The organism is Phenylobacterium sp. (assembly GCF_036402295.1).
Taxonomy (GTDB): domain Bacteria; phylum Pseudomonadota; class Alphaproteobacteria; order Caulobacterales; family Caulobacteraceae; genus Phenylobacterium.
In genome coordinates, this window is record NZ_DASWTE010000278.1 from 1 (window position 1) to 7019 (window position 7019).

The following is a 7019-nucleotide window of genomic DNA, read 5'->3' on the forward strand; positions in this document are numbered from 1 at the left end:
TACCTGATCGAGCGTGACATCCCCGGCGTCGGGGCGCTGTCGTCCGACGAACTGAAGGGCGCGGCCCAGACGTCGAACGCCGCCCTCTGCCAGCTCGGCCCCAAGGTGCAGTGGCTGGAGTCCTTCGTCACCAAGGACCGCACGTTCTGCATCTACCTCGCCGAGAACGAGGAGGTGATCCAGGAGCACGCCCGCATCTCGGGCTTCCCGGCCTCGCGGGTCACCGAGATCACCGGGATCATCGATCCGGCCACGGCAGGCTGAAAAAAGAGGGCGACTCCCCGGAAGCGGAGCCGCCCCAGTTGCGGAAGGGGTCCTTGCGGAAGAGCCCCTTGCGGAAGAGGTCGGCGCCAGGGTCGCTATTTGCTGGCCTGCACGCGGGGCGTCTTCGTGACCGCGATGGTCACATCGGCGCCCAGAAGCGCGTTGGGCGGACCGGCGACCCGGATGCGCTTGAGCGCCTTCACGGCCTGGTTGTCGGTCTCCAGCGAGCCGGTCGACTTCACGACCCGGACGGCGGTCAGGCGGCCGTCGGCGTCGACCCGGGCCTGCACGTCGAGGCCTTCGCCGACGTCGACGCCCGCGGCGGCGACCCGGGCCGCGGCGGCGTCGCCGGCCCGCTGGAGGTAGTCGCGCACGTCCCGCGTCGCCCCTTGGGCTGCGCTGCCGAACACGATCAGGGCGGCCGCCGACAGCATGAGAGGGAGCACCTTCATGGGAAATAGTCCTTTGATTCTACACACCTTCGGCAGCGCCGCCGTAACGGATATGGGAAGCGGAATGCACCTGGGCGAACGATAGATTTTGCCAGAGGTTGTTACTCTCGCTAACAACCCGGCATGGCCCGCCTGCCGCCCTTCTTTGCGCTCCGCGCCCTTGAGGCGGCGGCCAGGCACCGCAGCTACAGCCGCGCGGCCCAGGAGCTGGCGGTCACCCACGGCGCCGTCAGCCAGCAGATCCGAAGGCTCGAGGCCGAGCTGGGCGCGCGCCTGTTCGAGCGCCGCGGCAACGCCATGATCCCCACCCCCGACGCCCAGAAGCTGGCCGCCGAGGTGGCGCGCGGCATCGGGGTGCTGAAGAACGCCGTCGACGATTTCCACGCTGCGGCCCTGCGCGATCCGCTGGTCGTCAGCCTCGAGAGCCAGTTCGCCAACCGCTGGCTGCCGCCGCGTCTGCAGCGGATGCTGGCCGATCCGGCGGGCGCCAACCTGGAAATCCGCGTCGAGGATCGGGCGGCGAACTTCGTCACCGACGGCGTCGACATGGCGGTGCGCTACGGCGCCGGCCGCTGGACGGGCGTCGAAACCGTCCACCTGATCTCCGAGACCCTCGTCCCGGTCTGCAGCCCGGAGTTCCTGGCCCGCCATCCGCTGAAGGCGCCGGCCGACCTCCTGAACGCGCCCCTCGTGCACCACGGCCACCGGCCCTGGAATCTGTGGTTCAACACTTTCGGCCTCGAGGCGCCGCGCCAGCAGGGGATGCTGTTCGAGGACTCCGCCATGCTGCTCGAGGCCGCCGCCCAGGGCATCGGCGCGGCCCTGGCCCGCAGCGGCCTCATCGAGCAGGACCTCAAGAGCGGGCGGCTGGTGCGACCATTCGCCGAGGGGGTGGCCTCCGAGCTCGGATTCTGGATCGTCTGGCGCGCCGACTCGCGAAAACTCCGCCGGATCGAGGCCTTGCGCGACTGGCTGATGGCCGAGGCGGCCACCGCAGCGCGAACCGAATCCGCCTGATATTTTGCGTTGCAGCAAAGGCTCTTGCCGCAACGCGCCATACACATGTTAGAAAGCTGCCACACGATTGAGCGGCGAACGCTCCTATGCATTGAGGTTTAGCCTGAATGGTTGACATCAAGACGGTCGGCATCATCGGCGCCGGCCAGATGGGTTCGGGTATCGCGCATGTCGTCGCCCTGGGCGGCTACGACGTCCTGCTGCACGACGTGAGCCCTGATCGGATCGACCAGGGCATCGCCCAGATCGAGAAGAACATGGCCCGCCAGGTCTCGCGGGGCCTGATCGAGCACACGGCCATGGAAGGCGCCATGTCGCGGATCAAACCCGCGGCCGAGCTGCAGACCATCGGCGGCGCCGACCTCGCGATCGAGGCGGCCACCGAGAACGAAGAGACCAAGAAGACCATCTTCAAGGCGCTGGGCCCGCACCTGAAGCCGACGACGCTCTTGGCCTCCAACACCTCGTCGATCTCGATCACCCGCCTGGCCTCGGCCACCGACCGGCCGGGCAAGTTCATCGGCCTGCACTTCATGAACCCGGCGCCGGTCATGAAGCTGGTCGAGATCATCCGCGGCATCGCCACCGACGCCGACACCTACGAGGTCGCCGTCAGCTTCGCCCAGTCCCTGGGCAAGACCACCTCGAACGCCGAGGATTTCCCGGCCTTCATCGTGAACCGCGTGCTGGTGCCGATGATCAACGAGGCGATCTACACGCTCTACGAGGGCGTGGGCACCGTCGACGCCATCGACACGGCGCTGCGCCTGGGCGCCAACCATCCGATGGGCCCGCTCGAGCTGGGCGACTTCATCGGCCTCGACACCGTGCTGTCGATCATGAACGTGCTCTACGAAGGCCTGGCCGACTCGAAGTACCGCCCGTGCCCGCTGCTCGTGAAGTACGTCGAGGCCGGCTGGCTGGGCCGCAAGTCAGGCCGCGGCTTCTACGACTACCGCGGCGACAAGCCGGTCCCGACGCGGTGAGTCTTTCCCTCCCTTGATGGGGAGGGAAAAATCGCCAACTGCTGTCGGCGTCTGGCATCCTCGCGCGTCCTAGGACCACACGAGGAGGCCCCCGCATGCTCTACGCGCTGCTCTGCTACAACGACGAGGCCACGGTCTGGTCCTGGGACAAGCGGCAGGAGAGCGAGGTGATGGACCGCCTCGCCGTGGTGCGCAGCAAGCTGGAGCGGCAGGGCAAGCTCGGCCCGTCGCTGCGCCTCTTGCCGACCACCGCGGCCACGACGCTGCGCAAGAGCGATCCGCCGCTGGTCATCGACGGCCCCTTCGCCGAGACGAAGGAACAGTTGCTGGGCTTCTACATCATCGACGTGGCCGACCTGGACGAGGCCCTGGCGGTCGCCAAGGAACTGGGCGAGGTCAACCCCGGCGGCGCCTACGAGATCCGGCCGCTCGCGGTCTACAACGCCGGCGTCAGCCTGGGCGCGGACGCCGCGGCATGAGCGACCTGGCCTGGATCAACGCGGCGATCACCGCCGCGCGGCCCCAGGCCGTCGGGGCCCTGCTCCGCTACTTCCGCGACCTGGACACCGCCGAGGAGGCCTTCCAGGACGCCTGCCTGCGGGCGCTCAACAACTGGCCGAAGAACGGCCCGCCGCGCGACCCCGCCGCCTGGCTGATCATGGTGGGCCGGAACGCCGCCCTCGACGGGGTGCGCAAGCGTTCGCGCCAGACCGAGCTGCCGTCCGAGGAGGTGCTCTCCGACCTCGACGACCAGGAAGACCGCGCCGCCGACCTCGTCGACGCGAGCGACTACCGCGACGACGTCCTGCGCCTGCTGTTCATCTGCTGCCATCCGGACCTGCCGGCCACCCAGCAGATCGCGATGGCGCTGCGCATCGTCTCGGGCCTGTCGGTGAAGCAGATCGCCCGCGCCTTCCTGGTGACCGAGGCGGCGATGGAGCAGCGGATCACCCGGGCCAAGCGGATCGTCGCCGACGGCGAGACCGCCTTCGAGACGCCCGGCGCGATCGAGCGGTCGGAGCGCCTCGCGGCGGTCGCGGCCATGGTCTACCTCGTCTTCAACGAGGGATATTCGGCGGGCGACAACCCGGCCCGCGCCCAGCTCTGCGGCGAGGCCATCCGGCTGGGCCGCCTCTTGCTGCGGCTCTTCCAGACCGAGCCGGAGATCATGGGCCTCCTGGCCCTGATGATGGTCCAGCACGCGCGCACGCCCGCGCGCTTCGACGACGAAGGCCAGATCGTGCTTCTGGAAGACCAGGACCGCACCCTCTGGGATCACCGGATGATCTCGGAAGGTCTGGCGCTCATCGACAAGGCGATGCGCCACCGCCGGCCCGGCGCCTACCAGGTCCAGGCCGCCATCGCCGCCCTGCACGCCCGCGCCGCCACGCCCGCCGACACCGACTGGGCCCAGATCGACGCGCTCTACGCCAACCTCGAGCGGCTCACGCCCTCGCCGGTGGTGACCCTGAACCGCGCCGTCGCGGTCTCGAAGACGGCCGGCGCCGAGGCCGCGCTCGAGATGATCGAGCCGCTGGCCGAGCGGCTGGCCGGCTACTTCCACTTCCATGGCCTGAAGGGCGCGCTGAACCTCGAGCTCGGCCGCCACGCCGAGGCCCGCGCCGCCTTCGACCGCGCCATCGCGCTCGCCAACACCGCCGCGGAGGCCGCCCACATCCGCCAGCACCTGGACCGCCTGATGGCCGACCACGATCCGTCCGTGCGCGACGCGATGGCCGGAAAGAAATAATCCGACGCCATGTCGGCCGTGGGAGCCGCCGCTCGTCCTTGGAGCAGGACTGAACGAAGGAGCCCCCGATGTCCGAAACCCTCGAACCCCAGGTCATCCCGCAGGTCGAAACCAAGGGCGGCGTCGTCGCCTATCTGAACGTCGAGGGCGCCGTGCAGGCCGCCGCGTTCTACGAGAAGGCGTTCGGCGCAACGATCGCGACCCAGCACCCTGTCGACGACCAGGGCCGCACCATGCACATCCACCTCTACATCAACGGCAGCTCGCTGATGCTGGGAGACTTCTATCCCGAGCACGGCTTTGCGCCGGTGAAGCCCCAGGCCTTCTCGCTCGTCCTGCCGGTCACCGACATCGAGACGTGGTTCAAGACGGCCGTCGACGCCGGCTGCACCGCCAAGATGCCCCCGCAGAAGATGTTCTGGGGTGACACCTACGGCGAGGTCGTCGACCCGTTCGGCGTCCAGTGGTCCTTCAACCAGCCCGGCTGACCCCCGCGCCGGGCCGGGCCCGCGGCCGCCCCTCCCCCTCCAGCCGCGGGCCCCACCACTTCCGACTCGGCGTTAACCATTCCGGAAGCGCATGCATGGTTAATGAATTCGACTAGCCCGGGGACCGCGTCCGATACTCCGGGTGATTCGGAAACGGGATCCATGCGGCGGCTCACCCTCGCGCTCCTCTGTGCGACCTACCTCTGCCTCTCGCTGATCGTGGCGCTCACGCTGTGGCGCAACGGCCTCGGTTGGGGCGTGGCCCTGTCCTCGATGATGGGGTGCCTGGGGCTCTGTCTCGCCTCGCACGGCATGATCATGCGCTTCCTCGAGATGCGCGAGATGCGCGGCGAGGTCGAGGCCGTCCGCGAAGCCCACCGCATCCTCTTGGACCAGGTGGTCGCCATCGACGGCCGCGTCACCGACGTGGCGAAGATCGTCGAGGCCGACGTCTCGCGCTCCACCGCGCTCACCGGCGAAGTCCACCTGCTGGAACAGCTGGTCCAGAAGATGGGCCAGCGCATCGAGGAGCCGCGCGCTCCCTACCTCGCCGCCCGCGGCGGCCAGGACGTCCGCGCCGACCGGCCGCAGGGCCTGACCGAGGTGGTCAAGGAGGCCCTGATGGAGGGCCGCGTCGACCTCTACCTGCAGCCCGTCATGGCGCTGCCCCAGCGCAAGACCGTCTTCTACGAGAGCTTCACGCGCCTGCGCGACGCCGCCGGCCGGGTGATCATGCCCGCCGAGTACCTGACCGTCGCCGAGCCCGGCGCCCTGGTCACCGCCATCGACAACCTGCTGCTCTTCCGCTGCGTGCAGATCGTGCGCCGCCTGGCCCGCCAGGACCGCCGCGTCGGCATCTTCTGCAACATCTCGATGACCAGTCTGGGCGACGACGAGTTCTTCCCGCAGTTCCTGGATCTGCTCCGCGCCAACCGCGACCTCGCGCCGGCCCTGATCTTCGAGATCGGCCAAGCGGCGTTCGACACGCGCACCGGCGTCCACGCCCGCAACATGGCCAAGCTGGCCGACCTCGGCTTCCGCTTCAGCCTGGACAAGGTGCGCAACCTCGACCTCGACCTGCAGGACCTCCAGCGCTGCGACGTGAAGTTCGTGAAGGTGGGCGCCCAGACCCTGCTCGACGAGCTGATCGAGATGGAGAACCGCCTGGTCCTGCGCTCGATGCCCGACCTCGCCGCCGAGGACTTCGCGCTGCTGGCCCGGCGCTATGGCGTCGACCTGGTCGCCGAGAAGGTCGAGAACGAGCGCCAGGTGGTCGACATCCTCGACCTCGACATCCAGCTGGGCCAGGGCCACCTGTTCGGCGAGCCGCGGGCGATAAAGAACGACGTCCTGGCCGAAGCCGGCGCCCCGCCGCCCACCGCCGAGCGCCTGCGCGTCCGCGCCGCCTGAGGCGTCTGTCACAGTCCCACGGTTGACGCCCACGGCGCGGCTCTGTACCGCCGCGCCAGATGACCTCCCCCACGCCGATCCGCGGGCTCTCCGACCTCGCCGCCCGCTACGATGTCCTGCTGTGCGACGTGTGGGGCGTGATCCACAACGGCCGCGAGAGCTTCCCCGCCGCCTGCGCCGCGCTGGCGCGCTTCCGCGCCGAGGTGGGTCCGGTGATCCTGATCTCCAACGCACCGCGGCCGCACGCCCCGATCATCGCCCAGCTCGACAGCCTGGGCGTACCGCGCGAGGCCTGGACCCGCCTCGTCACCTCGGGCGACGCCACGCGCGTGCTGCTGGCCGAGCGCGCGCCCGGCCCGGCCTGGAAGATCGGCCCCGAGCGCGACGCCCCGCTCTATGAGGGCCTCGACCTGGCCGACGGCAACCCGGACGACGCCACCTTCATCTCGGTGACCGGTCCGTACGACGACGAGCGGGACGAGCCCGGCGACTATCGCGCGCGCTTCGTCACCTGCGTGGAGCGCGGCCTGGAGCTGATCTGCGCCAATCCCGACATCGTCGTGCAGCGCGGCGACAAGCTGATCTACTGCGGCGGCGCGCTGGCCCAGCTCTACGAGAGCCTCGGCGGCCGCGCTGTGATGGCCGGCAAACC

General features: G+C 69.6%; 9 protein-coding genes. 8 read left to right on the top strand and 1 reads right to left on the bottom strand.

Annotated elements, in window-relative coordinates; all coding sequences use genetic code 11:
• Window positions 1-264 (top strand): DUF4242 domain-containing protein (locus VGD44_RS16695; RefSeq protein WP_331089128.1); only part of this gene is annotated, 264 nt, incomplete at its 5' end.
• A 95-nt stretch (window positions 265-359) separates the two neighbouring features.
• Here the strand turns inward: VGD44_RS16695 and VGD44_RS16700 are convergent.
• Window positions 360-716, bottom strand: coding sequence for a TonB family protein (locus VGD44_RS16700; protein ID WP_331089130.1), 357 nt, complete (start codon window positions 714-716; stop codon window positions 360-362).
• Window positions 717-839: 123 nt separating this feature from the next.
• Between VGD44_RS16700 and gcvA the strand changes: the two genes are divergently transcribed.
• The 7 genes from gcvA to VGD44_RS16735 form a co-directional block, all read left to right on the top strand.
• Complete coding sequence (gcvA, locus tag VGD44_RS16705) at window positions 840-1733, top strand: transcriptional regulator GcvA (protein WP_331089132.1); 894 nt, start codon at window positions 840-842, stop codon at window positions 1731-1733.
• A gap of 107 nt (window positions 1734-1840) precedes the next feature.
• Window positions 1841-2719: a 3-hydroxybutyryl-CoA dehydrogenase gene (locus VGD44_RS16710; protein ID WP_331089134.1), complete on the top strand. Its 879-nt coding sequence runs from the start codon at window positions 1841-1843 to the stop codon at window positions 2717-2719.
• A gap of 95 nt (window positions 2720-2814) precedes the next feature.
• A complete protein-coding gene (locus tag VGD44_RS16715; protein ID WP_331089136.1) occupies window positions 2815-3198 on the top strand; it encodes a YciI family protein in 384 nt (127 codons plus the stop codon).
• Window positions 3195-4469 carry an RNA polymerase sigma factor gene (locus tag VGD44_RS16720; protein ID WP_331089139.1) on the top strand — a complete coding sequence of 425 codons (1275 nt, stop codon included), beginning with the start codon at window positions 3195-3197 and terminating at the stop codon, window positions 4467-4469. The genes VGD44_RS16715 and VGD44_RS16720 overlap by 4 nt, the downstream gene beginning before the upstream one ends.
• 68 nt (window positions 4470-4537) lie before the next feature.
• Entirely contained in the window at window positions 4538-4957 is a 420-nt protein-coding gene (locus VGD44_RS16725) for a glyoxalase/bleomycin resistance/extradiol dioxygenase family protein (RefSeq protein ID WP_331089141.1), read from the top strand.
• Window positions 4958-5119: 162 nt separating this feature from the next.
• Window positions 5120-6367: an EAL domain-containing protein gene (locus VGD44_RS16730; protein ID WP_331089143.1), complete on the top strand. Its 1248-nt coding sequence runs from the start codon at window positions 5120-5122 to the stop codon at window positions 6365-6367.
• Between the two features lie 59 nt (window positions 6368-6426).
• Window positions 6427-7019, top strand: a 593-nt coding sequence (locus VGD44_RS16735; RefSeq protein WP_331089145.1) for a TIGR01459 family HAD-type hydrolase, incomplete at its 3' end; no start/stop codon positions are given.